A 25955-nucleotide genomic window follows, 5' to 3' on the forward strand; every position below is an offset into this window, starting at 1 on the left:
AACCCGTGCCTGGGGCACGGCGTGCCGGTGAGCGGGGCCGCCTGCGCTCCACCCTTTCAAGCCCACGACAAGAAAGAGAGGCTACCACCGTGATCGACGCACTGAACCATTTGCCGCGCCCTAGGGCCGGTAGCGACCAGCTGGCCGAGCATTTCAGCGACCTGGTTCCACCACTGACTGCGCGCCAGGCCGCCGTGGAGAGCGCGCGCTGTCTGTACTGCTACGATGCCCCGTGCATCAACGCCTGCCCCAGCGACATCGACATTCCGTCCTTCATCCACCGCATCAGTGATGAAAACCTGGAAGGTGCTGCCGAACGGATTCTGTCGGCCAACATCCTGGGTGGCAGTTGCGCCCGTGTCTGCCCGACCGAAATCCTTTGCGAACAGGCCTGCGTGCGCAACAACGCGCAGGAATGCGCGCCGGTGCTGATTGGTCAGTTGCAGCGCTATGCCCTGGACAACGCTCAGTTCAGCGGGCATCCCTTCCAGCGCTCTGTGGCGACCGGCAAGCGTATCGCCGTGGTCGGCGCAGGCCCGGCGGGCTTGTCCTGCGCACATCGCCTGGCCATGCACGGGCACGATGTAGTCATGTTCGAAGCCAGTGAAAAACCGGGTGGTCTGAACGAGTACGGCATTGCCCGCTACAAGCTGGTGGATGACTTCGCCCAGCGTGAAGTGGCGTTTTTGCTGGGCATCGGTGGTATCGAGATCCGCTACAACCAGCGCCTGGGCAGCAACCTGAGGCTCGGTGACTTGCGGGACCAGTACGATGCTGTGTTTCTCGGCCTTGGGCTCAGTGCCGTGCGGCAACTGGGCCTGCCCGATGAGCAGGCGCCGGGCCTGCTGGCTGCCACCGACTACATCCGCGAGCTGCGCCAGGCGGATGACCTCAGCCGCTTGCCTTTGGCCGACCGCTGCCTGGTGATCGGCGCCGGCAACACGGCGATCGACATGGCCGTGCAGATGAGCCGCCTGGGGGCACGCGATGTCAACCTGGTGTATCGCCGTGGGGCGCCCGACATGGGCGCCACGGGCCACGAGCAAGCCATCGCCAAGGCCAACCAGGTGCGCCTGCACACCTGGGCGCGCCCCGACGCCGTACTGCTGAGCGACGATGGCAACGTGCGCGGCATGCGCTTCGCGCGCACGGCGATGGTGGACGGTCGCCTGGGTGATACCGGGGAAACCTTCGAACTGGCTGCCGACGCGATCTTCAAGGCCATCGGGCAGTGCTTGGAAGACCAAAGCCTGGCTGACCCGGTCGCCGCGCAACTGGCCCGCGATGGGGAGCGCATCCGCGTCGATGAGTGCATGCAGACCAGCTTACCGGGCGTGTATGCCGGCGGTGACTGCACCGCCCTGGGCCAGGACCTCACCGTGCAGGCCGTACAACATGGCAAGGTGGCGGCCCAGGCCATCCATGCCCAACTCATGCTCAATGTGGAGGCCGCGTAAATGGCTGACTTGTCTATCGTCTTCGCCGGCATTCGCGCCCCGAATCCCTTCTGGCTGGCCTCCGCCCCGCCCACCGACAAGGCCTATAACGTGGTACGCGCCTTCGAAGCGGGCTGGGGTGGCGTGGTCTGGAAAACCCTGGGGGAAGACCCTGCAGCGGTGAACGTCTCGTCGCGTTATTCGGCGCACTTTGGCGCCAACCGCCTGGTTCAGGGCATCAACAACATCGAGTTGATCACCGATCGGTCATTGGAGATCAACTTGCGGGAGATCACCCAGGTCAAGAAGGATTGGCCGGACCGGGCACTGATCGTGTCGCTGATGGTGCCGTGCGAGGAGGCATCGTGGAAATTCATCCTGCCGCTGGTCGAGGCCACCGGGGCCGATGGCATCGAGCTGAACTTCGGCTGCCCCCATGGGATGCCCGAGCGTGGCATGGGGGCGGCGGTGGGCCAGGTGCCTGAGTATGTGGAGATGGTCACGCGCTGGTGCAAGACCTACTGCTCGCTGCCGGTGATCGTCAAGCTTACCCCCAACATCACCGACATTCGCCAGTCGGCCCGAGCCGCGCACCGGGGTGGCGCCGATGCGGTGTCGCTGATCAACACCATCAACTCCATCACCAGCGTGGACCTGGACCGCATGGTGGCCCACCCGATTGTCGGCGACCAGAGCACGCACGGGGGTTACTGCGGCTCGGCCGTCAAACCCATCGCGCTGAACATGGTCGCGGAAATCGCCCGCGACCCCGCCACCCAGGGCTTGCCGATCTGCGGGATCGGCGGTATTGGCAATTGGCGTGACGCTGCCGAGTTCGTGGCTCTGGGCAGCGGCGCGGTGCAAGTCTGTACGGCCGCCATGCTGCATGGCTTTCGCATCGTCGAGGACATGAAGGACGGCCTGGCACGTTGGATGGATCAGCATGGGCATGCCCGTCTTGAGGACTTCCGAGGCCAGGCGGTCGGCCACACCACCGACTGGAAGTACCTGGACATCAACTACAAGTCCATCGCGCACATCGATCAGCATGCTTGCATTGGTTGCGGCCGGTGCCATATCGCCTGCGAGGACACCTCGCACCAGGCCATCGCCAGCACGGTGAAGGCCGACGGGACCCATGCCTATAGCGTGATCGAGGAAGAATGCGTGGGCTGCAACCTGTGCCAGATCACCTGCCCCGTGGAAGACTGTATCGAGATGGTTGCGCAGGATACTGGCAAGCCGTACCTGAACTGGACGCAGGACCCGCGTAACCCCTATCGGGAGGCTGGCTGAGGGTGGGCGTGTGAATGCAGGCGCCGTTTTGCCAGGTGCCGGATCCGTCGCGGTGGGGCGCACATGGGCCTTGATGATTGGGATTCAGGGCTGAAATCGTGGGGCCGCTGCGCGGCCCATCGCGGCACAAGGGCCGCTCCTACAAGGGGTAGCTGCAGCGCAACGTTCGATTTACAAAATTCGAGAAGGCATCCGCTTCTATCAGATCTGAAGGCTATCGAATCCAGTGTATGAGCGGCCTAGTGCCGCGATGGGCCGCGCAGCGGCCCCACCATTTCATCCCCGCATGGTAGTTCGCTCAAGGCTCCAACCCAATGCCCCTCAGGATTACGCTGGTCACCGTCTGCACGGCGCTTTCAAAATCCCGGTCGGACAACGGCTCGCCGTCGTTGAGCAATGCCACCTGGTACCCGAAGTCGGCATAATGCTGGGTCGATGCCCAGATCATGTACAGCAGCGCCGACGGCTGCACTGGCAGAATGCGCCCCTGCTCCACCCAGCGGCGGATCTTGGCTTCCTTGAGTCTGGCCCAGGGCACCAGGCTTTCATCCAGGTTGGCCCTGAGCACCGGCGCACCGTGCAGCATCTCCTCGGCCCAGATTTTCGAGCCCAGCGGCCGTGAACGGGAGTGTGCCATCTTCGCGCGTATGTAGCTGGTCAACACGACGCGGGGGTCATCGAAGTGCTCGAAACTCAGGGCATCTTGTTTCCAGACTTCAAGCAAGTCCTGCAATACCGCACGAAACAGGTCGTCCTTGGTCTTGAAATAGTAATGAAGGTTCGAGCGCGGCAGCTGCGCCTGCTCGGCGATGTCGCCCATGGACGTGGCAGCGAAGCCCTTTTCGGCGAACACACGCTCGGCGGCCTGCAGAATCTTCTCGATGTTGCGACGACGGATTTCAATCTTGTGGTTGGCCATCAAGCGCTGACCGTGAACGGGATGTTGTCGATCTGCCAATCCATACCGCCAATGCCCATGGTTGCTCCGTACTCTCGCAAATGTCCCGTAGTCTACTCCGCTTGCGCAGCGAAACCATCAGCCGGCGCAAGCGCCGGCTGCCAAGCTTCAGGCACTGGCGCGCACACGCGCAGGGCACTGCGCACGGTGCAGGTTGAGCGCGGTATTGATGATGCCGATGTGACTGAACGCCTGCGGGAAGTTACCCAGCATGCGCTTGCCTACCGGGTCGTACTGCTCGGCCAACAGGCCCACATCGTTGCACAGGTCTGTCAGCCGCTGATACAGCGCATGCGCTTCGTCCTGGCGCCCCAGCAGCACGTACACGTCGGCCAGCCAGAAGGAGCACACCAGGAACGTACCCTCGCCTGCCGTCAGGCCATCGGTACAGCTGTCGGTGTCGTAGCGCAGCAACAGGCCGTTGTGCAGCAGGCGTTTTTCGATCTGGGCCAGGGTGCGCAGAAAGCGCGGGTCATGGGCCGGCAGAAAGCCGGTCAGCGCGATGTGCAGCAGGCTGGCATCCATCTCTGAAGAACCATAGGCCTGCACAAAGTGCTGGCCCTGGGCATCGAGGCCCTGCTCGCACACTTCGCGGCGGATCTGATCAGCGACCTGCCGGTAGTGAAGGCCCCGTTCACGGTCCTCCTCGGTGGTGTCGGCAAGCCCTGCAGCACGGTCGAACGCCACCCAGGCCATGACCTTGGAGTGCACGAAGTGCTGCCGACCACCGCGCACTTCCCAGATGCCTTCATCAGGTTCACGCCAGATGCTTTCCAGGTACGGCATGATCACCCGGCTAATGGCCGCGCTGCGCGGGTGCCTGGGCAGACCGCCGCGGATGGCCTGGCTCATGGCGTCAGCCAGCTCACCGTAAATGTCCAGCTGGGTCTGCGCGGCGGCTGCGTTGCCCACCCGCACCGGCTGGGAGTGCTCGTAGCCGGCCAGCCAGGGCAAGGTGTATTCCTGAAGATCACGCTCACCGGCCAAGCCGTACATGATCTGCATCTGCTCCGGGTTGCCCGCCACCGAACGCAACAGCCATTCGCGCCAGGCCTGGGCTTCTTCGAAGTAGCCCAGGTTCATGAAGGCCAGCAAGGTCATGGTGGCATCGCGCAGCCAGCAGAAGCGGTAGTCCCAATTACGCTCACCGCCCACGCGCTCAGGCAACGAAGTCGTCACTGCCGCCACAATCCCGCCCGTGGGGGCATAGGTCATGGCCTTGAGCACCAGCAACGAGCGCCGCACCAGGGCCGTGTACGGTCCCACGTCGGGGCACTTGGCTGCGAAGACCTGCCACTGATCCACGGTGGCCTTGAGGCAGGCATCGATGTCCTGTTCGGCGGGCACCGGCAGGTGGGACGGGTGATGACGCAAGCTGAACACGTGCCGCTCGCCCTCGCCTACCCGCACACGCGCCACCGTGTGGTGATCGCGGGCATGGGGCGCCACGGTCGAGGACAGGATCAAGCGGTCCGGGCCTGCCACCGCGCTGAGGGTCAGCGGGTCGAGCCGCTCCACCCAAGGGACGCTGCGCCCGTAGTCAAAGCGCATCACCAGGTCCATTTCGAACGTGGTCTGCCCCGAAAGGCCTTCGACGATGCGCACCACTGCGTTCTCGTCACCCAAGGGCATGAAGTCCAGCACCCGCGCCTTTCCCGAGGCCGTGACCCAGACGGTTTCAAGCACCAGCGTGTCGTCCAGGTAGCGCCGGCTGCGCTCTATCACAGGGTCCGAAGGCGCCAGGCGCCAACGGCCATTTTCCTCGTTGCCCAGCAAGGCCGCGAATACAGCTGGCGCATCGAAACGCGGCAGGCACAGCCAGTCGAGCGAGCCGTCGCTGCTGACCAGGGCTGCGCTGCGGCAATTGCCCAGCAGGGCATAATCTTCAATATGGGCAGGCATCGAGACTCCAGAAATTCAGTGCGTCCATTGTGCCGAACCTGCCTTCACCGACAGGCCCGGCACCACGCGATCGGATCAAAACGGTGCGCTATCAACCCAGCCGGTGCCACTCGCGCTTGTCCCGAGCCAGCAGTTCGTCGCCCGCCTGCGGGCCATCCTGGCCGGCCTCGTAGTCATGCACTTCCCCGCCTTCGGCCCAGGCATCGAGAAACGGCTGGACGGCGCGCCAGCCGTTCTCGATGTTGTCGGCACGCTGGAACAAGGTCTGGTCGCCCGTCAGGCAGTCGTAGATCAAGGTCTCGTAGCCGGTGGCCGGGGTCATCTTGAAAAAATCCTTGTAGGCAAACCCAAGCTCTACATTCTCCATGACAAGCTCCGGCCCTGGCCGTTTGGCCTGCAGGTCGAACCACATGCCTTCATTGGGCTGGATCTGAATCTTCAGGTAATTGGGCTTGGGCCTTTGCAGCGCGGACTCACGGAACTGGGCGTACGGCGCCGGCTTGAAGCAGATGGCGATTTCCGTATCGCGCACGCTCATGCGCTTTCCGGTGCGCAGGTAAAAGGGCACGCCTGCCCAGCGCCAGTTATCGATCATGATCTTCATGGCCACGAACGTTTCGGTCTGGCTGTCAGGCTCCACCTTGGTTTCCTGACGGTATCCCGGCACGTTCTTCCCATCCAGGGTGCCGGCTACGTACTGGCCCCGAACCGAGTTCTTCAACGCCATCTTGGTCGACCACGGGCGGATCGCGCCGATCACCTTGGCCTTCTCCCCGCGAACCGCGTCAGCGGCAAACGCCGCAGGCGGCTCCATGGCCACCATCGCCAGCAGCTGGAACAGATGGTTGGGCACCATGTCGCGCATTGCACCGGTGCTGTCATAGAACGCACCGCGGGTTTCGACCCCTACGGTTTCAGCGGCGGTGATCTGCACATGGTCGATGTAGTGATTGTTCCAGAACGACTCGAACAGACCATTGGAGAAACGGCTGACCAGGATGTTCTGGACGGTCTCCTTGCCCAGGAAATGGTCGATCCGGTAGATCTGACGCTCGCCCATCACGTTCAGCAGACAAGCGTTGAGCGCCTCGGCGCTGGCAAGGTCGTGGCCGAACGGCTTCTCGATGACCACCCGGCGAAACCCGCCGCCCGACTCGTCCAGCAACCCAGCCTCCCCGAGGCGCTTGGCCACTTCTGGGAAAAACCGTGGAGACGTCGCCAGGTAGAAAATCGCGTTGCCATGGCTGGTCTTGTCGATGCGCTTGGCAATAGCCTCATAAGTCGCAGCGTCGAGAAAGTCCCCGGTCTGGTAGTCCAGGCGCTTGGCAAGGCTGGCCCAGAGCTTTTCGTCCAGGTTCGCCGGGGCACCCTCGCCGCCTTTGTCACGCTCGGCCATGAACGCGTGCAAACGTTCAGCAAATGCCTCGGCGCTGACCGCGTTGTGGTCGACACCCACGATGCGCAGGTCTTTATCGAGCAGGCCGTCGCGGCTGAGGTTATAGAGTGCGGGCATCAGCAGGCGCTTGACCAGGTCGCCATTGGCGCCGAACAGGAACAACGTGCAGGGTGGAGCAGCAGGCGTTGCCGGTTTTTTGCTCATTCAGGTTTCTTCTCGACGTGTCCACCGAACCCAAGGCGCATGGCCGAGAGAATCTTGTCGCCATAAGTGCCTTGTTGCTGTCGCGAACGAAAACGCGCGAACAGTGCACTGGACAGCACCGGAACCGGCACCGCCTGCTCGACGGCCGCATCGATGGTCCAGCGCCCTTCCCCGCTATCGGACACCGAGCCGCTGAACTGAGCCAACTGCGGGTCGGCCACCAGCGCGTCGGCGGTCAGGTCCAGCAGCCAGGACGTGACCACGCTGCCACGGCGCCACACCTCGGCGATCTCGGCCACGTTCAGGTCAAAGCGCTGGTCCTCAGGCAGCTCGGCACCGCCTTTGCTGCGCAGCAGGTCGAAGCCTTCGGCGTAAGCCTGCATCAAGCCGTATTCGATACCGTTGTGCACCATCTTCACGTAATGCCCAGCGCCCGGCGGGCCGGCGTGGATATAGCCATGCTCGGCGCGCTGGTGTTCACCGGTGCGCCCGTGGGTGCGTGGGATATCCCCGACACCGGGGGCGAGTGCTGCAAACAGTGGCTCAAGACGTTCGAACACGTCCTTTTCCCCGCCGATCATCATGCAGTACCCGCGTTCCAGCCCCCATACCCCGCCAGAGGTGCCGACATCCAGGTAGTGAAGCCCACGCTGAGCCAGTTCTGCAGCGCGGCGCATATCGTCTTTGTAAAAGGTGTTGCCGCCATCGATGATCGAGTCGCCAGGTTCCAGCAAGTCAGCCAACTGGGCAATGGTCTGCTCGGTAGGCGCCCCGGCGGGAAGCATCACCCAGACGGCACGAGGCGCCTGGAGTTTCTCGACCAGTGCGGCCAGGTCAGCCGCCCCCACGCTGCCTTCGCCCTCAAGGGCGGTGATCGCTTGTGCGTTGCGATCGTGCACCACCGTGTGGTGGCCGGCGAGCATAAGCCGCCTTGCAATGTTGCCGCCCATGCGGCCCAGCCCGACGATTCCCAATTGCATGAGCAGGTGCTCCCCTTGCCAAATGCCGAATGAATGAAAACGTTTAGGTCTCGCAGATTAGTCCAGCGGACTGAATGAGGGTTCAGCGACCAACGGTAACAACTCGATCAACGATGCGCACGCGGTTGGAGGTTGAACGTGACCCAGCCGCTTTCCAAACGCCGCACCCAGGATCGTGACGATTGCATGCAGGAAAAAACTCTCAAACCTTGGCGAGCAATGCATCTCGAAAAACGATTCCCGCAAGACCTACTTTTGCTCGCGTATCAGGCCGCTCCTGGTCTGCACGTGAGGATTAACCCCATGCCTATGACCCGCATTCTTTTGATCACCCTGGCACTGGCAACCAGCGCACACGTCAATGCCAGTGACGCAGTAACCTGCAGTACGCTGGCCGAGCAAGACGCGCTGGGCTTGTTCGATCGCTGGAATGACGCGCTCCAGACCGGCCAGGCCGAACGTGTCGCCGATCTGTACAGCGACAATGCTGTCCTGCTACCTACGTTATCGGCCACGCCTCGTTTGACCCGTGAGGAACGTGTCGACTACTTCCAGCACTTCCTGGCCAATCGGCCGAGCGGAACGCTTGAAACTCATGTTCTGCAACCCGGATGCAACACCGCTACCCTGACAGGCATCTACACCTTCGACATGGCGACTGACGCAACACAGGTGCAGGCGCGCTATACCTTCACCTACCAGCGTTACGCAGGCGCCTGGCTGATCGCTCACCACCACTCTTCGCTCATGCCCTGAGCACGCCGCGCCCCAGCTGCACTGATCTGGTGCGTGACGTGTTCACGCATCCTCAAAGGCTGTTTGTCATACCCCCCTTCGCTAGCGAGGTTGATCGGTCCAGCACTGGCCTCGCTGCGCTCTGATGACCGCATCTAGGATGCCGGTCCGCCTACCGTGACCAATAAGTCACGTTTGTAATATTTTCCTTCTACACTCAGGTTTCGGCCCGCCATTTGCTCATTGGAAGAGCAGCTGAAAAAAAGTCGAACTTTAAGCAAAGCCGGCAGGTCAGGAATTAAGCAGGCCAGATGAAATGGGTTATTCCCACGCACGGCCCGCCCACCCCAACCAGTCCAATCGCCTTTTGGCCGGAATGCCGAATGCGCTGTGCCTGTGCGCACGACTCGGGGGCAAGGATTGCAGTACGCAGAATTTGCAAAGAGAGAATCAACACGAAAGACCGCCGCGGTTTATCAGTGCCCGGCCAAGCTTAGGGACGGAGAGAAACAATGATCAGTGCCGCTGTCGCGACTCAAGTAGCTACCTTTACCTCGGAACATCGCGAACCGCTCATCCCGGAGCTCGCCAAGACAGGCAAGGCACCTGGCGCTCAGCGCCAGAACAACCCGAACAAACGCAAGATCCTTTTCGTCACCTCGGAAATCGCCGACCTGGTGAAGACCGGTGGCTTGGGCGACGTCTCCGCTGCGCTGCCTCGCGCGCTGGCGCACCTGCACGACGTGCGTGTGCTGATCCCGGGCTACCCACAGGTCGTTGAAAGCGACAACCCCATCCACATCGTCGGGGAGCTGGGCGGCCACGCGGCCTTGCCACCTTGCAAGATTGGCCGGATGGACTTGCCCGACGGCCTGGTGATCTACGTGTTGATCTGCCCGGAGCTCTACCAGCGCCCTGGCACGCCCTACGCAGCAGAAAACGGTCGCGACTGGCCGGACAACCATATCCGTTTCGCCCGCCTGGGCCTGGCGGCTGCAGAAATCGCAGCCGGTGAAGGCATGATCCACTGGAAACCGGAGATGGTGCATGCCCATGACTGGCCAGCGGGCCTGGCCCCTGCGTACATGCACTGGCGCGGCTTGAGTACCCCGACCCTGTTCACCATCCACAACCTGGCGTACCAAGGCGTCTACAGCCGTGGCTGCAGCCCGGAGCTGGCCATCCCCGACCATGCCATGCAGCAGGAAGGCATGGAGTTCTACGGCAAGCTCTCCTTCCTGAAAGCTGGCCTGGCCTACTCCAGCCACATCACCACGGTCAGTGCCACCTACGCCCAGGAAATCACCACGCCCGAATTCGGCTGCGGCCTGGACGGTTTCCTGGCCAGCAAGGCGCAACAAGGGCTGTTGGGCGGCATTCCCAACGGTATCGACGAAAGCTGGGATGCGGCGACCGACAAGCACCTGCAGCACAATTTCAGCATCAACGACTGGGAGGGCAAGGCGCGTAATGCCCAGGCGGTGCGCGAGCTGTTCCAGCTGGACCCTTCCGAGGGGCCGCTGTTTGCTGTGGTCTCGCGCCTGGTCTACCAGAAAGGCCTGGACCTGACCCTGGGCGTTGCCGAGTACATCGTCGAGCAAGGCGGCCAAATTGCAATCATCGGCCGCGGCGAACCCGAGGAAGAGCAGGCCATGCGCGAACTGGCCCTGCGTCATCCCGGCCGCGTTGGTGTGCGCATCGGCTTCAACGAAACCGATGCACGCCGCATGTTCGCCGGCAGCGACTTCCTGTTGATGCCTTCGCGCTACGAGCCCTGTGGCCTGAGCCAGATGTACGCCCAGCGTTTCGGCTCGCTGCCCGTTGCGCGCAAGACCGGCGGGCTGGCCGACACCATCGAGAACGGCGTTACAGGCTTCCTGTTCGACGAATCGACGGTGGAAAGCTACCGCGAGGCGCTCAGCCGGGCGTTCTACATCTACCAGAAAAAAGACCTGCTAAATGCCATGCGCTGCCTGTCCATGACTCAGCCATTCAACTGGTGCCAGGCAGTGGAACCCTACGCACGCCTGTACGAAGACCTGGTCAAGCAAGCCCAGCTGGCTCATTACTGAAGAGAGGTCGAAGATGCAAAGGCATGGCGCACATTTAGAGGACGCCACGTCGGCGCGCTTCGCCCTCTGGGCACCCGACGCGCGCAGCGTGAGTGTGGAATTGCAACACCAGGAAGCCGTCGCCCTCGCCCCCGAGGCCGATGGCTGGTTCACCGGCACCGCCCCTGCCAAGCCAGGGGACTTGTACCGCTACTGCATCAATGGCGAGCTTCGCGTCGCTGACCCTGCATCGCGCTTCCAACCCGAAGGCGTTCATGGCCCCAGCCAGGTCGTGGACCTGGCCGGTTACACCTGGCAGCATCCCTGGCAAGGCCGCCCCTGGCACGAGGCGGTGATCCAGGAGCTGCATGTGGGCGTCCTGGGTGGCTATGAAGATGTGGCGAGCCATTTGCCACGCATCGCCTCGACCGGCATTACCGCCATCGAACTGATGCCGATCAGCCAATTTCCAGGTACCCGCAACTGGGGCTACGACGGCGTACTGCCCTATGCGGCGCAGCACAACTACGGGACCCCCGAGCAACTGTGCAGCCTGGTGGACCAGGCACACGGCCACGGGCTGATGGTGATGCTCGATGTGGTCTACAACCACTTCGGCCCGGATGGCAACTTCCTGCATGAGTACGCCAGTTCGTTCTTCCGAGAAGACCGCCACACCCCGTGGGGCGCCGCCATCGACTTCCGGCGGCCTGAAGTGCGCGAATTTTTCATCCAGAACGCGCTGATGTGGATATGCGACTACCGCATCGATGGCCTGCGACTCGATGCGGTACATGCCATCAACCAGCCAGACTTCCTCAAGGAGCTGGCCCAGCGTGTGCGCGAGGCCGTCGAGCCGGGCCGACACGTCTGGTTGGTGCTGGAAAACGAACACAACCAGGCTTTCTTGCTCGAACAAGGCTTCGACGCGCAGTGGAACGATGATGGCCACAACGCGCTGCACGTGTTGCTGACTGATGAAACCGAGGGTTACTACGAAGACTACAAGGACGACCCCATCGGCAAGCTGGCGCGCTGCCTTGGCGAGGGCTTCGTGTTCCAGGGCCAGCCCAACCGCCACGGCGAACCACGCGGCGAACCCAGCGGCCACCTTCCGCCCAGCGCCTTCGTGCTGTTTTTGCAGAACCACGATCAGATCGGCAACCGCGCCATGGGCGAGCGCCTGACCCGGCTGACTTCGCCTGCGGCCCTGCGCGCAGCAACCGGGCTGTTGCTGCTAAGCCCCATGATTCCCTTGCTGTTCATGGGCGATGACGACGGTAGCCGTGCACCCTTCCTGTTCTTCACCGATTTTCATGATGAGCTCGCCGATGCGGTGCGCGAAGGCCGGCGCGGTGAGTTCGAACATTTTGCCGCCTTTGCCGACCCCGAAAAGCGCGCGCGTATACCCGACCCCAACGCCGAGCAAACCTTCCACGCCTCCAGGCCTGACCCGCAGGACGTGATTGCCGGCTGGCATGGGCTGTACCAGCAGCTGCTCACGACGCGCCGTCAGCACTTGGTCCCACGCCTGCCCGGTACCCGCCCCCTGGGCGCCGAAGTGTTGGCTGACAAGGCGCTGACTGCACGCTGGCAGCTGGGCGATGGCAGTACATTGCGCATCGACCTGAACCTAGGCGACCAGTCTCTGAACTTGGAGGCTGCGCCTGTCGGCAGCTGCCTTTTCGACAGCGGCGACAAGGCGCACGCCGGCTCGACGCTTTCGCCCTACAGCTGCGTGGTCACCCTGCTACCCCCAGACCAGGAGATGCAATGAGCGATTCCCTGCTTCACCGGCTCGCTCAGCGCGCGGGCCTTGCCCGCGACTGGGTGGATGCCAACAACAAACCACAGCAAGTGACCGATGAGGTACTGCGCAAACTGCTCGAAGCCCTTGGCCATAGGGCTAGCGACGAGGCGCAATTGCAGGACAGCCTGTCCAAGCTCGAACGCAGCGACGACGCACAACACGTTCCGCCGCTGCTCACTGCCGACCAGGGCAAGCCGCTCGACCTCTCGCGGTATTTCCCAGGGCAGGCCGGCGTGCGCGGCCAGTTGGAAGATGGCAGCAGCATCGACTTACAGCTCGATGCCCAGGCCCACCTGCCAGGTGATTTGCCGGTCGGCTATCACCAACTGGAGGTGGCCCAGCACCGCTTTACGCTCGCCGTCGCCCCGTCCGGTTGCCCATCGTTGCATGACCTGGTCGAGGCGGCACCCGCACGCTGCTGGGGCTTGTCGACGCAGCTCTACAGCCTGCGCCGCCCAGGCGATGGGGGTTACGGCGACTGCATGGCCCTGGAGCAACTGGTGCGCAGCGCCGCTGAACGGGGCGCCGATGCGGTGGCGATCAGCCCTATCCATGCCTTGTCGGCCTTCGATCAGCAGCACTATAGCCCCTACTCGCCGTCGAGCAGGCTGCTGCTCAATACGCTTTACGCAAGCCCGGCGGCCATCCTGGGTGAGCGCACCGTGCGCCTGGCTATCGAGGCCTGCCACCTGGAGCAGACCCTGACCTCGCTCGAGCAAGAGCCTTTGGTGGACTGGCCGCGCGCAGCCGATGCCCGGTACAAGCTGCTGGACGCGCTTTACCAGCACTTCAGCCAAGGCGATCACCCGCAACGCGCCGATTTCGAAAGCTATCGCCAAGCCGCAGGCGAGGCGCTGGAGCACCATTGCCGTTTTGAAGTACTGCAAGCCGAGGCGGTCGGAAAAGGCCATGGCGCTGATTGGCGCAACTGGCCAGAGGCGTGGCGCGACCCATTTGGGACCGAAGTCCGCGCCTTGGCCGAAAGTTATCCGGCCAGGGTGGAGTTTCACGCGTTCTGCCAATGGCTGACCGAGCGCAGCCTGCAGCGCGCCCAGGAGGCGGCCAAAGGCAGCGGCATGGTAGTGGGCCTGATTGCCGACCTTGCCGTTGGCGCCGATGGCGCTGGCAGCCAGGCCTGGAGCCGCCAGGACGAACTGCTGGCCAACCTTACCGTTGGCGCGCCACCTGACATCCTCAATCGCTCGGGCCAGGACTGGGGCATCTGCGGGTTCTCGCCCGAAGGGCTCAAGCGCAACGGCTACCGCGCGTTCATCGAGATGCTGCGTGCGAACCTTGCCCACGCCGGTGGCCTGCGCATCGACCATGTGATGGGCTTGCAACGGCTCTGGCTGATCCCGCGCGGCTGCAAGCCCAATGAAGGCGCCTACCTGTACTACCCGCTCGAAGACATGCTGCGCTTGCTGGCGCTCGAAGCCAGCCGCCACGGTGCAATCATCCTGGGTGAAGACCTGGGCACGGTACCGGACGGTCTACGCGAGGCCTTGGCGCAGAAAAACATCCTGGGTATGCGCGTGCTGCCCTTCGAGCAGGCCTCCCCAGGCCAATTCACCCCCCAGCTACAGTGGCCCGACGACGCCTTGGCGACCACCGGCACCCATGACCTGGCGACCGTGGCGGGTTGGCTGAAAAACCGCGACGTCGAATGGAGCCGGCGCCTGGGCTTGATTGATGAATCCACCGAGCAGCAATGGCGCGATGACCGCCGCAAAGAACACGACGGCTTGCGCCGCACGCTTGAATCCCACTATGGCCCGCTGAAGGACGACACTGCCGTGATCGATGCCGCGATTGGTTATGTAGGCCACACCAAAGCTCCGCTGGTGCTGGTCCCGCTTGAAGACCTGCTGGGTCTGGAAGAACAGCCGAACATGCCCGGTACCACCGAAGGGCATCCCAACTGGCGCCGCCGCTTTGCCGAGGCGGCAAGCCACATGCTTGACGACGAGAATGCCGCGCGGCGCCTGGAAGTGCTGGCGCAAGCGCGCGAGCAGGCGTGGGAGCGCGACCGATGAAACCGCTTACCGCGACCCTGCGCCTGCAGTTCCACAGCGACTTTACCCTGGACCATGCCCTGCCGCTGGTGCCGTACTTTGCTCAACTGGGCATCAGCCACCTGTACGCCTCGCCGATCCTCAAGGCCCGCGCAGGTTCGCGCCACGGCTACGACGTCGTCGATCCCACCCAGGTCAACCCGGAACTGGGCGGCGAAGCGGCGCTCGAACGCCTGGTCAAAGCGCTGCGCCAGCACGGCATGGGCCTGATCGTGGACACCGTGTCCAACCACATGGCCGTTGGCGGCGCTGACAACCCCTGGTGGCAGAGCCTGCTGGCCTGGGGGCGCCGCAGCCCGTATGCGGAGTTCTTCGATATCCAGTGGCACTCCACCGACCCGCTGCTCGCTGGCCAACTGCTGTTGCCGTTCCTGGGCAGCGATTACGGTGTAGCGCTGAAGGAAGGCCAGATCCCCCTGGAATTCGACGCCGACCAGGGGGTACTGCAAATCGCTCACTATGAGCACCGCTTCCCGATCTGCCCGGTCGATTACGGCTGGGTGCTGGCGCTCAGCGCTGACCCGACCCTGACCAGCCTGGCCGAACAGTTCACCGCACTCGGCGAGTCCGCCACCCCGCTTGACGATGCCGCGCCGCTGCAAGCCGAACTGGCCCGTCGGGTGCGCGAAGGCGCCGACCTGGCCTCGGCCCTGGTGGCATTCGACAGCCGCAGCGAGGCCGGCTTCAAGCGTCTGCACCTGCTGCTCGAGCGTCAGACCTACCGCCTGGCCAGCTGGCGCACCGCTGCCGACGACATCAACTGGCGGCGCTTTTTCGACATCAATGAGCTGGGCGGTTTGCGGGTCGAGCGCCCGGTGGTGTTCGAAGCCACCCACGCCAAGCTGTTCGAGTTGATTGAACGCGGCCTGGTCGATGGCCTGCGCATTGACCACATCGACGGCCTGGCAGACCCACGCGGTTATTGCCGCAAGCTGCGCCGACGCGTGGACAGCCTGATGGCCAGCCGCCCACTGGACGCTGCCGTGGAGCACTTCCCCATCTACGTCGAGAAAATCCTCGGTGTCGATGAGCATCTGCACCGCGACTGGCTCACCGATGGCACCACCGGCTACGAGTTCATGAACCAGGTCTCGCTGTTGCAGCACGACCCGGCCGGTGAGGCCCCGCTGACCGAACTGTGGTCGACGGTCAGCGAGCGCCCCGCGTTCACCGAAGAAGTGCGCCTGGCGCGCCATCTGGTGCTCAACGCAAGCCTGGCAGGTGACTGCGAGTCGGTGGCGCAAGCCCTGCTGCAGGTTGCGCGCAACGACCTGATGACCCGCGATTTATCCTTGGGTGCCATTCGTCGCGCCCTGCAGGCACTGGTCGCGCACTACCCGGTTTACCGCACCTACTTCAATGCGTGCGGCCGCCCGGCCGAGGACGAGGCATTCTTCCAGCAGGCCCTGGCCGATGCGCGCCAGGACCTGAGCGAGGCCGACTGGCCCTTGCTCGAGCAACTGGAAAAATGGTTGGGCGGCGAAGGTTGGCGCCAGCTGCCACCTGGCCGTACCCGCAAGCAACTGCGCCACGCCTGCGTACGCTTCCAGCAGCTGACGGCCCCCAGCGCGGCCAAGGCCGTCGAAGACACCGCGTTCTACCGCAGCGCAAGGTTGCTCTCGCGCAACGATGTGGGCTTTGAGGCCGAACGCTTCAGCGCTCCGCTGGAACACTTCCACAACGAGGCTCAGCGACGCCTGCGGGACTTCCCGGATAACCTGCTGGCCACCGCCACCCATGACCACAAGCGCGGTGAAGACACGCGCGCCCGTCTGGCTGTGCTGAGCGAGCGCGGCCCCTGGCTGGCCAGCCGCATGGCGCACTGGCGCGAGCTGGCAGCGCCATTGCGCACACCGCTCGAGGATGGGCTGGCGCCGAGCCCTGGTGATGAAATGCTGCTGCTCCAGACCCTGTTGGGCACCTGGCCGTTGGGCCTGGCCGTCGACGACGCCCAGGGCCTTAAGCAATACGCCGAGCGTGTCGGTCAGTGGCAACAGAAAGCACTGCGCGAGGCCAAGCTGCGCAGCAGCTGGAACGCCCCCAACGAAGCCTACGAAAAGGGTTGTGCTCGCTATCTCGAAGGCCTGCTGCTGGAGGCCGATGCCCTGCCCCTGCGCACCTCCATCGCCGAGGCGGCGCAGCTGATCAGTTGCCCGGGTGCGCTCAACAGCCTGGTGCAGGCGTTCATGCGCATGACCGTGCCAGGGGTGCCTGATCTGTATCAGGGTAACGAATACTGGGACTTCAGCCTGGTGGACCCAGACAACCGCCGGCCCGTCGACTATCCCGCTCGACGCAGCACCTTGGCAGAGGCCGCGCCGCTCGACGCGTTGTTAAGCCACTGGCATGACGGCCGGGTAAAGCAGGCGCTGGTGGCCCGCGTGCTCGACTGCCGCATGGCCAACCCGGAGCTGTTCCGCCGGGGCCGTTACCTGCCGTTGACCGTCAAGGGGCGCCATGCCGACAAGGTTGTCGCCTTCGCCCGCCTGGGCGACTCACAACGCGCCGTGATCGTCGCGCCGCGCTTGGCCAGCGGTCTGCTGGGCGCGGCACAGAGCCCTCAAGTACCCCCACAGAACTGGGAAGATACCCGGGTCGTATTGCCGTTCGACTTCTCACCTGCCAATTCGACTGGACTTTTCGGTGGGGCCGTTGTCAGCCCTGTAAGAGAGTTGATGGTTTGTGCTGTGCTGTCGGACTTTCCAGTCAATCTGTTGATCGAAGATAACTAGCATTCAGGAGCGTCATATGAGTGTCGATGATAAACGCATACGCGAGTTTGCCTACCAGATCTGGGAGTCGGAAGGTAAGCCACACGGCGAGGAAGAACGTCACTGGGACATGGCCCGCAAATTGGCAGAAGCCGAAGCCAAAGCCCCCGGGGCCAAAGCCAAGGCCCCCGCCAAGCCAAAGGCGCCTGCCAAGCCCAAGGCCGCTGCTGCACCCAAGCCTCCAGCTGACCCTAAAGTCGCTGCATTGCCAGGGGTGAAGCCTGCGGCTTCGAAGAAGCCACGCGCACCGAAAAAGCCGACCGCTAGCTGAACCATCCACGGCCCTGCCGTCTTCAGCGCCGCACTGGCACCGAGCACCTCGGTTGCCAGGCCTGATGACGACAGGGCCGTTGCAGTACCCAACCTTATTTTCCAGACAAAGGCCATTCGAGGATTGCCATGAGCCCGCGCACCGCAAAGAAAACCCGCTCCGTTGCACCGTCGCGCATTCGCGAAGGCTTACCCTACCCCCTCGGCGCCACCTGGGACGGCCTGGGCGTGAACTTCGCCATCTTCTCGGCGAACGCCACCAAGGTCGAGCTGTGCGTATTCGACGCCACCGGCGAGAAAGAGCTCGAGCGTATCGAGCTGCCTGAATACACCGACGAGATCTATCACGGTTATCTGCCAGACGCGCACCCGGGCCTGATCTACGGCTATCGCGTGCACGGCCCTTACGAGCCTGAAAACGGCCACCGCTTCAACCCCAACAAACTGCTGATCGATCCCTACGCCAAGCAGTTGGTCGGTGAGCTGAAATGGTCCGAGGCGCTGTTTGGCTACACCATTGGCCACCCAGACGGTGACCTGTCGTTCGACGAGCGCGACAGCGCCCCCTTCGTGCCCAAGTGCAAGGTCATCGACCCGGCGTTCACCTGGGGCCGGGACAACCGTGTCCAAACCCCTTGGGACCAGACCGTCGTGTACGAGGCCCACACCAAGGGCATCAGCAAGCGCCACCCGGCCGTGCCTGAGAACCTGCAAGGCACCTTCGCAGGCCTTGCCAACGACGAGCTGCTCAAGCACATCAAGGACCTGGGCGTCTCCAGCATCGAGCTGCTGCCCATCCATGCATTCGTCAATGACCAGCACCTGCTCGACAAGGGCCTGAACAACTATTGGGGCTACAACACCATCGCGTTCTTCGCACCGCACCCAAGCTACCTGGCCAGCGGCAAGATCGCCGAATTCAAGGAGATGGTGGCGCACCTGCACGACGCGGGCCTGGAGCTGATCCTGGATGTGGTCTACAACCACACCGCCGAAGGCAACGAGATGGGCCCCACGCTCTCCATGCGCGGCATCGACAACGCGTCGTACTACCGCTTGATGCCCGACCAGAAGCGTTACTACATCAACGACTCGGGCACCGGCAACACCTTGGACCTGAGCCATCCGTGCGTCCTGCAACTGGTGACCGATTCGCTGCGCTACTGGGCAGGCGAGATGCATGTCGACGGCTTCCGCTTCGACCTGGCGACCATTCTGGGTCGCTACCACGACGGCTACAGTGAGCGTCACAGCTTCCTCGTAGCCTGCCGGCAGGACCCGCTGCTGCGGCAGGTCAAGCTGATTGCCGAGCCATGGGACTGTGGCCCAGGTGGCTACCAGGTGGGCAATTTCGCACCGGGCTGGGCTGAGTGGAACGACCGTTTCCGTGACACCGTGCGCGCCTTCTGGAAGGGCGACGAGGGCCAACTGGCCGACTTTGCCGCCCGCATGACCGGCTCTGGCGACATGTTCAACAACCGCGGCCGCCGGCCGTATTCGTCGGTCAACTTCATCACGGCCCACGACGGCTTCACCTTGCGCGACCTGGTGTCGTACAACGAGAAGCACAACGAGGACAACGATGAGAACAACCAGGACGGCACCAGCAATAACCTGTCCTGGAACTGCGGCGCCGAAGGCCCGACCGAAGATGCGGAAATCAACGCCTTGCGCATGCGCCAGATGCGTAACTTCTTCGCGACCCTGCTGTTTGCCCAGGGCACGCCGATGATCGTGGCCGGCGATGAATTCAGCCGCACCCAGCATGGCAACAACAATGCCTATTGCCAGGACAGCGAAATCGGTTGGGTGAACTGGGATCTGGATGAAGAAGGCCAGGCACTGCTGGCGTTCGTCAAGCGCCTGACCCGTCTGCGCCAGAAGTATCCGGTGCTGCGGCGCTCAAGCTTCCTGGTGGGCGATTACAACGAGGCAATCGGCGTCAAGGACGTGACATGGCTGGCGCCGGATGGCAACGAAATGAGCGTTGAACAGTGGGAAGACCCCAACGGTCGCTGCCTGGGCATGCTGATCGATGGTCGTGCGCAGGTCAGTGGCATTGCCCGTCCAGGTTCGGAGTCCACCGTGTTGCTGATCGTCAACGCCCACCACGACACCGTGCCGTTCAAACTGCCCAGCGTTCCAGAGGGCGAACACTGGAGCTGCGTGATGGATACAGACCGGCCACAATTGCGCAAACCCGAAGACCTGCCATTTGACAGCTCGTTTGACCTGACAGGGCGCTCGGTGGCGCTGATGGTGCTCCAGCACAGCGAAGAGTAATGGCAAGCGCATACGTCACGCGCAACGCGTGACGTAGTCGTCACAGACCCGCCGGGCCATCTCAGACAGGGATTGCCCGGCGGGATTTTTTCTGGTGGTTCGACTGTTACCGCTTGAGCCTGCGGCAGGCACGCTCTAGACCTTCAACCGGACCATGACGGCCGGCCAGTGCAGTAAAGCCACCCGCGGCCAGACTGCACGCGGGTGGTTGACGATCAGACCGGCTTGAGCACCAGTATCGCCAGCGGAGGCAGGTTCAGCGCCAGCGACAACGGCTGACCATGGCAGGGGGTCTGCTGCGTGGCGACCGCGCCCATGTTGCCGACATTGGAGCCCGCATAGGCTTCGGCATCGCTGTTGAGCAGCTCCTGCCATTGCGCCCCGAACGGCACACCGATGCGGTAGCCCTCGCGCACCACGGGCGTGAAGTTGGCAACCACCAGCACTGGCTCGCCCGCGCTGCTCCACCGCAGCCAGGCGAAAACGCTGTTCTGCGCATCATCCCCGATCAGCCACTGGAAGCCCTCGGGCTTGCAGTCCTGCTCATGCAGGGCAGGCACATCGCGGTACAGGCGGTTCAGGTCGCCCACCAGGCGCTGTACACCCTGGTGCTCCGGATACTGCAGCAGGTACCAGTCCAGCTGGTGGTCGTGGTTCCATTCGCGCCACTGGCCGAACTCGCAGCCCATGAACAGCAATTTCTTGCCCGGGTGCATCCACATGAAGGCCAGGTAGGCACGCAGGTTGGCGAACTTCTGCCAGCGATCGCCCGGCATCTTGTCGATCAGCGAGCGCTTGCCGTGTACCACCTCGTCATGGGAGATCGGCAGGATGAAGTGCTCCGAGTAGGCGTATACCAGGCTGAAGCTCATCTCGTTATGGTGATGAGTACGGTGCACAGGGTCGTTCTGGATGTAGCTGAGCGAGTCATGCATCCAGCCCATGTTCCACTTGTAGTGGAAACCTAGGCCGCCTTCTTCGGTTGGCTTGCTCACGCCAGGCCAGGCCGTCGATTCCTCGGCAATGATCAAGGCACCCGGCGCTTCATGCGCCGCCACGCCGTTGAGGTGGCGGATGAAGTCGATGGCCTCGAGGTTCTCACGCCCGCCATGGCGGTTGGGCACCCATTCACCGGCCTTGCGCGAGTAGTCGCGGTACAGCATCGACGCCACGGCATCTACCCGCAGCCCGTCGATGTGGAAGTGTTTGAGCCAGTGAAGCGCCGAGGCCATCATGAAGCCCCGCACCTCGTTACGGCCGAGGTTGTAGATCAGCGTGTTCCAGTCCTGGTGATAGCCTTCGAACGGGTTGTCGTATTCGTAGAGGGCCGTGCCGTCGAAGCGCGCCAGACCATGTTCGTCCGTGGGGAAATGCGCCGGCACCCAGTCCAGGATCACGCCGATGCGGGCCTGGTGGCAGGCGTCGATGAAGGCGGCGAAGTCCTCTGCCGTGCCATAGCGCGACGTCGGGGCGAACATCGACAGGGGCTGGTAGCCCCACGAGCCGCCAAAGGGGTGCTCCATGATCGGCAGCAGCTCGATATGGGTGAAACCCAGCTCCTGCACGTAGGGCACCAGGCGCTCGGCCAACTCACGCCAATTGTAGAAACGCCCCACCTCCCCAGCTTCGTCCAGTTCGCAGCGCCAGGACCCGGGGTGCAGTTCGTAGATCGACAAGGGGGCGCTGTAGGCGTGGCGCTGGGCGCGCTCGTCCATCCACTGCTGGTCGCGCCATTCATGGACTAGCGCACCGGCCACCTTGGAAGCGGTGCTGGGCGGCAATTCGGTAGCACGGGCCAATGGGTCTGCTTTGAGCGGCAAGATCCCATCCTTGCCCAGCACCTCGAACTTGTAGGTTTCACCCACGCCCAGGCGTGGAATGAACAGCTCCCAGACACCGGCACCGTGGCGCAGGCGCATCGGGTGCCGACGACCGTCCCAGTTGTTGAACTCACCCACCACCGATACCCGGCGCGCATTGGGTGCCCATACCGAGAAGCACACCCCGTCCACCCCGTCGACCTGTGCCGGCTGGGCACCGAAACGCCCTGCCAGGTCCCGGTGATTGCCCTCGGCGAACAGGTGCAGGTCGATGTCGCCAAGCTGCGGGCCGAAGCTGTAGGGGTCTTCCGTGACTTGCTCACCGCCGGCCCAGTTGATGTGCAACTGATAGGGAAGCGCCTCGTTCAGGTGCGCGGTGAACAGGCCAGGTATCGCGCCGGGCCGCATGTCGGCCAGCACGCGCTGGTCGTCGCGCGCCAGCACGCGGGCGCCCAGGGCATTGGGCAGGTAGGCACGAATGGTCATACCCCCTGCTGGATCGGTGTGAGGCCCCAGTACCGCAAAAGGATCGGCGTGCTCGGCGCGCGCCAGGGCATCCAGGTCCCGTTGGCCAAGACCGCCGTTTTCACGCGTTGAAACGTTCATTCTGACTCTCCCCAGGTACTGATCAGTCCATGCAGGCCATGCAAAGGCACGGCCAGCCAGCTTGGACGGTTTTCGGCTTCATAAGTTATTTCGTATGCCGCTTTTTCCAGGCAGAACAGCTCAAGTGCCGCACGCTCGCCTTCGGCTTGTTCCCAGGCGTGGGGCATGGCCGCGGTGGCCAGGCCATAAGCCTCGATGAATGCATGCCGGGACTGGTGAAGGTACTGTCGGGCCACCCGCTGCCGAGCTTGTCGCGCCGGCTCGGAAAGGTCCACGGTAGAGGCGCTGCGCAGGATCATCGCAGCAGCATAGTCGAAAGAGCGCAACACACCGCTGACATCTTTGTACGGGCTGTGCTTGGCCCGGCGCTCTTCAAGTGGCCGGGATGGTTCCCCCTCGAAGTCGATCAGGTAGGCATCGCCTTGCACCACCAGCACCTGGCCCAGGTGAAGGTCGCCATGCACACGCATCAACAGGCCACCCTGCGCCTGCTGTGCCAGTTCGGCCACGCGCTGGGCGAGCCCGTCGCGCTGCTGCTGCAAGTCATCGACCAACGCCTGGCTTTCCGCGTCGAGCTTGTCACGGTGCTGCGCCAACAGATCCAGCGCATGGGTCAGCTCTGTGCTGATCTGTGCACTCCACCGCTCGCTGTCTTCGGCACTGCTCGGATAAGGCGCGAAAGCCTCGTCATCGGTAGGTGCCGCGAGCATCAGGTGCATCTCGCCCAGGCGCTGGCCGAGCAGGGAAGCGAAGTCGCGCAGCTCGTTGACCGCGTCGGTATGCGGTTCACTTTCGTTGCTGGAGGGCTGCATCTGGTCGCGAATGGCGCGCTCCAGGGTGTTCTGGGACCAGGCCCAGGCATCGCCCTGATTACTCAGATAGCCTTGGGCGATCATCAACAGGTGCGGTGCGCCTTGGGCATCCTCGCGGCTGACCCAGGCCAGCAACGGCGAGATGTTGGCAAAGCCGGCTGCGGTGAGATAAGCACTCATTTCAAGCTCTGGATGAATGCCTGCGTTGACCCGCCGGATCAACTTGAGCACCACCGAATCGCCCACCACTACCGAACTGTTGGACTGCTCGGCGCTCAAGTAGCGCACCGGGCTGTCATCACCCAGTGCCAGGCCAGCCAACTGTTCGGTGTGATTGAAATGCAGCTCGCCCTGATCATTCCCACAGGGCAAGCGCAGCCCTTCCTGACAGGCCTTGAGCACCGCGCGAATGAACGGCTCAAGCACAAAGGCATCGGTGATCAGGCCCACTTCATTGGCCCGTCGCACGCGCGACAAGGCCAACTGCTGCGGCAATGCGGTACTGATCTGCTCCTCGGGCAGCAGGCCGAACGGCAGCTGATAGCGGCTTGTCACCCCGTCGCTGATCACCTCGATTTCACTGAGCAGCACCGGCGTGCCGGCCGTGGTCATGCGCACGCCATAGCTCAGGTCGACCTGATCAATAGGCCCTTCCTTGCCCGCGAACCAACGCCGCTTGGGCAGGTACTGGGGCAGGATGGTGGACTGCAGGGCGTCGCGTGAAGGCGACTCGAGCAGCTCTTCCAGACGTTTGCGTAGCACTAATGTAGTCAATTCCGGTAACCCCTCGGTAGGCTGGTTATGCCAGCTGGGCATGCGATCGTGGGCAGCCAGCACGAACCAGTAAAAGCCATAAGGCGGCAAGGTCAGCAGAAACGGCAGCTGCCCGATGGGCGGGAAGGCGCTGCCCCCGATCATTTCCACGGGGACCTTATCGGCGTATTGGGACAAGTCCAGTTCCGCAGCCTGGGCTGCGCGGGACACGTTGGCGACACAGAGAATGACCTCGGTGTGGCCATCTGCATCGGTGAACTCCCGGATGTAGGCAAGGATGCGTCGGTTGCTGGGTGTGAGGGTGCGCAGCGTGCCGCGGCCGAAGGCTTTCTGCTGCTTGCGCACGGCGAGCAGGCGACGGGTCCAGTTGAGCAGTGAATGGGGATCGTGGCTCTGCGCTTCGACGTTGACCGTCTGGTAGCCGTAGAGCGGGTCCATGATCGGTGGCAGCACCAGCCGCTGTGGGTCGGCGCGGGAGAAGCCGCCGTTGCGGTCAGGCGACCACTGCATAGGCGTACGCACACCGTCGCGATCACCCAGGTAGATGTTGTCGCCCATGCCCAGCTCATCGCCGTAGTACAGCGTCGGTGTACCTGGCATGGACAGCAGCAGACTGGTGAGCAGCTCGATCCTGCGCCGGTCGCGCTGCAGCAGCGGCGCCAGGCGGCGGCGGATGCCGAGGTTGATCCGGGCGCGGCGGTCTTCGGCGTAGTAGTTCCAGAGGTAGTCGCGCTCACGGTCGGTGACCATCTCCAGGGTCAGCTCATCGTGGTTACGCAGGAAGATGGCCCACTGGCAGTTGGCCGGAATCTCCGGGGTCTGGCGCAGGATGTCGGTGATGGGGAAGCGATCTTCCATCGCAAGCGCCATGTACATGCGCGGCATCAGAGGAAAATGGAACGCCATGTGGCATTCGTCCCCGTCGCCTTCGCCGAAGTAAGGGCGGGTGTCCTCCGGCCATTGGTTGGCCTCGGCGAGCAGCATGCGGTCAGGGTAATTGGCATCGATCTCGGCCCGGATTGCCTTGAGCACACCATGGGTTTCGGGCAGGTTTTCGTTGTTGGTGCCGTCGCGCTCGATCAAGTACGGGATAGCGTCGAGCCGCAAGCCATCGACGCCCAGGTCCAGCCAGAAGCGCATCACGCCGATCACGGCCTTGAGCACCTGCGGATTGTCGAAGTTCAAGTCCGGCTGATGGGAATAGAACCGGTGCCAGAAGTACTGGCCTGCCACCGGGTCCCAGGTCCAGTTGGATTTCTCGGTATCGAGGAAGATGATGCGGGTGCCGTCGTATTTGTGGTCGTCATCGGACCACACATAGAAGTCACGGGCCTTGCTGCCACGTTTGGCATGGCGGGCACGTTGAAACCACGGGTGCTGGTCGCTGGTGTGGTTGATGACCAGCTCGGTGATTACCCGCAGCCCGCGCTTGTGCGCCTCGGCAATGACGCGGCGGGCGTCGGCGAGGGTGCCATAGTCCGGATGCACCGCCTTGTATTCGGCGATGTCGTAGCCGTCGTCGCGCCGGGGCGAGGGGTAGAACGGGAGCAGCCATAAGGTGTTTACGCCCAGCTCAGCGATGTAGTCGAGCTTGCTGATCAACCCGGCGAAGTCACCGATACCGTCGTTGTTGGCATCGAAGAACGACTTGATGTGCAGCTGGTAGATCACCGCATCCTTGTACCACAGCGGGTCGTCGATGAAGGCTGCCGGGCGGGTACGCTTGGCCATGTACCATTCCTCTGAATGCTTGATCGGTAAAAACCCGTCAGAGAGCGG

Annotated in this window: 15 protein-coding genes; 9 read left to right on the forward strand and 6 right to left on the reverse strand. The window is 63.3% G+C overall.

Going from position 1 to position 25955, the window contains the following annotated elements; translation table 11 throughout:
- The first annotated feature begins 89 nt into the window (after positions 1-89).
- Together ACK59L_RS00840 and preA are read left to right on the forward strand one after the other, a co-directional pair.
- Positions 90-1457 carry an NAD(P)-dependent oxidoreductase gene (locus ACK59L_RS00840; RefSeq protein ID WP_409271258.1) on the forward strand — a complete coding sequence of 456 codons (1368 nt, stop codon included), beginning with the start codon at positions 90-92 and terminating at the stop codon, positions 1455-1457.
- Positions 1458-2732, forward strand: coding sequence for an NAD-dependent dihydropyrimidine dehydrogenase subunit PreA (gene preA / locus ACK59L_RS00845; RefSeq protein ID WP_058606159.1), 1275 nt, complete (start codon positions 1458-1460; stop codon positions 2730-2732).
- 298 nt (positions 2733-3030) lie between these two features.
- On the opposite strand, the gene ACK59L_RS00850 is transcribed toward preA, so the two are convergent.
- The 4 genes from ACK59L_RS00850 to gnd form a co-directional block, all read right to left on the reverse strand.
- Positions 3031-3651: a TetR/AcrR family transcriptional regulator gene (locus tag ACK59L_RS00850; RefSeq protein ID WP_078478331.1), complete on the reverse strand. Its 621-nt coding sequence runs from the start codon at positions 3649-3651 to the stop codon at positions 3031-3033.
- Positions 3652-3798: 147 nt separating this feature from the next.
- On the reverse strand, positions 3799-5592 hold the full coding sequence (locus ACK59L_RS00855; protein ID WP_409271261.1) for a glycoside hydrolase family 15 protein: 1794 nt from the start codon (positions 5590-5592) through the stop codon (positions 3799-3801).
- 91 nt (positions 5593-5683) lie between these two features.
- Positions 5684-7192, reverse strand: a complete 1509-nt coding sequence (gene zwf / locus ACK59L_RS00860) for a glucose-6-phosphate dehydrogenase (RefSeq protein WP_409271263.1) — start codon at positions 7190-7192, stop codon at positions 5684-5686.
- Entirely contained in the window at positions 7189-8172 is a 984-nt protein-coding gene (gene gnd / locus ACK59L_RS00865) for a phosphogluconate dehydrogenase (NAD(+)-dependent, decarboxylating) (RefSeq protein WP_058639578.1), read from the reverse strand. The genes zwf and gnd overlap by 4 nt, the downstream gene beginning before the upstream one ends.
- Positions 8173-8475: 303 nt before the next feature.
- Here gnd and ACK59L_RS00870 point away from each other — a divergent pair, with 303 nt between their 5' ends.
- The 7 genes from ACK59L_RS00870 (at position 8476) to glgX (ending at position 20164) form a co-directional block, all read left to right on the forward strand.
- On the forward strand, positions 8476-8928 hold the full coding sequence (locus ACK59L_RS00870) for an SgcJ/EcaC family oxidoreductase (protein ID WP_409271265.1): 453 nt from the start codon (positions 8476-8478) through the stop codon (positions 8926-8928).
- A 491-nt stretch (positions 8929-9419) separates the two neighbouring features.
- Positions 9420-10979: a glycogen synthase GlgA gene (gene glgA / locus ACK59L_RS00875; protein WP_027916213.1), complete on the forward strand. Its 1560-nt coding sequence runs from the start codon at positions 9420-9422 to the stop codon at positions 10977-10979.
- Positions 10980-10992: 13 nt separating this feature from the next.
- Complete coding sequence (gene treZ / locus ACK59L_RS00880; RefSeq protein WP_409271268.1) at positions 10993-12735, forward strand: malto-oligosyltrehalose trehalohydrolase; 1743 nt, start codon at positions 10993-10995, stop codon at positions 12733-12735.
- On the forward strand, positions 12732-14801 hold the full coding sequence (gene malQ / locus ACK59L_RS00885) for a 4-alpha-glucanotransferase (protein WP_409271270.1): 2070 nt from the start codon (positions 12732-12734) through the stop codon (positions 14799-14801). The genes treZ and malQ overlap by 4 nt, the downstream gene beginning before the upstream one ends.
- On the forward strand, positions 14798-17572 hold the full coding sequence (locus ACK59L_RS00890; protein ID WP_409271272.1) for a malto-oligosyltrehalose synthase: 2775 nt from the start codon (positions 14798-14800) through the stop codon (positions 17570-17572). The genes malQ and ACK59L_RS00890 overlap by 4 nt, the downstream gene beginning before the upstream one ends.
- 16 nt (positions 17573-17588) lie before the next feature.
- The gene (locus ACK59L_RS00895) at positions 17589-17882 is read left to right on the forward strand and encodes a DUF2934 domain-containing protein (RefSeq protein WP_058605048.1); all 294 of its coding nucleotides are present in this window, start codon (positions 17589-17591) and stop codon (positions 17880-17882) included.
- A gap of 128 nt (positions 17883-18010) precedes the next feature.
- Entirely contained in the window at positions 18011-20164 is a 2154-nt protein-coding gene (gene glgX, locus ACK59L_RS00900) for a glycogen debranching protein GlgX (protein ID WP_144966764.1), read from the forward strand.
- 215 nt (positions 20165-20379) lie between these two features.
- Here glgX and glgB read toward each other — a convergent pair whose 3' ends face one another.
- On the reverse strand, positions 20380-22590 hold the full coding sequence (glgB, locus tag ACK59L_RS00905; RefSeq protein ID WP_409271275.1) for a 1,4-alpha-glucan branching protein GlgB: 2211 nt from the start codon (positions 22588-22590) through the stop codon (positions 20380-20382).
- Positions 22587-25907, reverse strand: coding sequence for a maltose alpha-D-glucosyltransferase (gene treS, locus ACK59L_RS00910; RefSeq protein ID WP_409271277.1), 3321 nt, complete (start codon positions 25905-25907; stop codon positions 22587-22589). Before treS ends, glgB begins: the two co-directional genes overlap by 4 nt.
- Positions 25908-25955: the final 48 nt, after the last annotated feature.

This window comes from Pseudomonas sp. KCJK9111 (assembly GCF_046231935.1).
In the GTDB taxonomy this organism is placed as follows: Bacteria; Pseudomonadota; Gammaproteobacteria; order Pseudomonadales; family Pseudomonadaceae; genus Aquipseudomonas; species Aquipseudomonas parafulva_B.

Excerpts from the sequence above, each read along its gene's own strand:
- ACK59L_RS00890 (WP_409271272.1), top strand. The coding sequence starts at position 14,798 with ATGAAACCGCTTACCGCGACCCTGCGCCTGCAGTTCCACAGCGACTTT.
- glgX (WP_144966764.1), top strand. The coding sequence starts at position 18,011 with ATGAGCCCGCGCACCGCAAAGAAAACCCGCTCCGTTGCACCGTCGCGC.
- zwf (WP_409271263.1), bottom strand. The coding sequence starts at position 7,192 with ATGAGCAAAAAACCGGCAACGCCTGCTGCTCCACCCTGCACGTTGTTC.
- ACK59L_RS00855 (WP_409271261.1), bottom strand. The coding sequence starts at position 5,592 with ATGCCTGCCCATATTGAAGATTATGCCCTGCTGGGCAATTGCCGCAGC.
- glgB (WP_409271275.1), bottom strand. The coding sequence starts at position 22,590 with ATGAACGTTTCAACGCGTGAAAACGGCGGTCTTGGCCAACGGGACCTG.
- malQ (WP_409271270.1), top strand. The coding sequence starts at position 12,732 with ATGAGCGATTCCCTGCTTCACCGGCTCGCTCAGCGCGCGGGCCTTGCC.
- ACK59L_RS00895 (WP_058605048.1), top strand. The coding sequence starts at position 17,589 with ATGAGTGTCGATGATAAACGCATACGCGAGTTTGCCTACCAGATCTGG.
- treZ (WP_409271268.1), top strand. The coding sequence starts at position 10,993 with ATGCAAAGGCATGGCGCACATTTAGAGGACGCCACGTCGGCGCGCTTC.
- glgA (WP_027916213.1), top strand. The coding sequence starts at position 9,420 with ATGATCAGTGCCGCTGTCGCGACTCAAGTAGCTACCTTTACCTCGGAA.
- treS (WP_409271277.1), bottom strand. The coding sequence starts at position 25,907 with ATGGCCAAGCGTACCCGCCCGGCAGCCTTCATCGACGACCCGCTGTGG.
- preA (WP_058606159.1), top strand. The coding sequence starts at position 1,458 with ATGGCTGACTTGTCTATCGTCTTCGCCGGCATTCGCGCCCCGAATCCC.
- gnd (WP_058639578.1), bottom strand. The coding sequence starts at position 8,172 with ATGCAATTGGGAATCGTCGGGCTGGGCCGCATGGGCGGCAACATTGCA.
- ACK59L_RS00870 (WP_409271265.1), top strand. The coding sequence starts at position 8,476 with ATGCCTATGACCCGCATTCTTTTGATCACCCTGGCACTGGCAACCAGC.
- ACK59L_RS00850 (WP_078478331.1), bottom strand. The coding sequence starts at position 3,651 with ATGGCCAACCACAAGATTGAAATCCGTCGTCGCAACATCGAGAAGATT.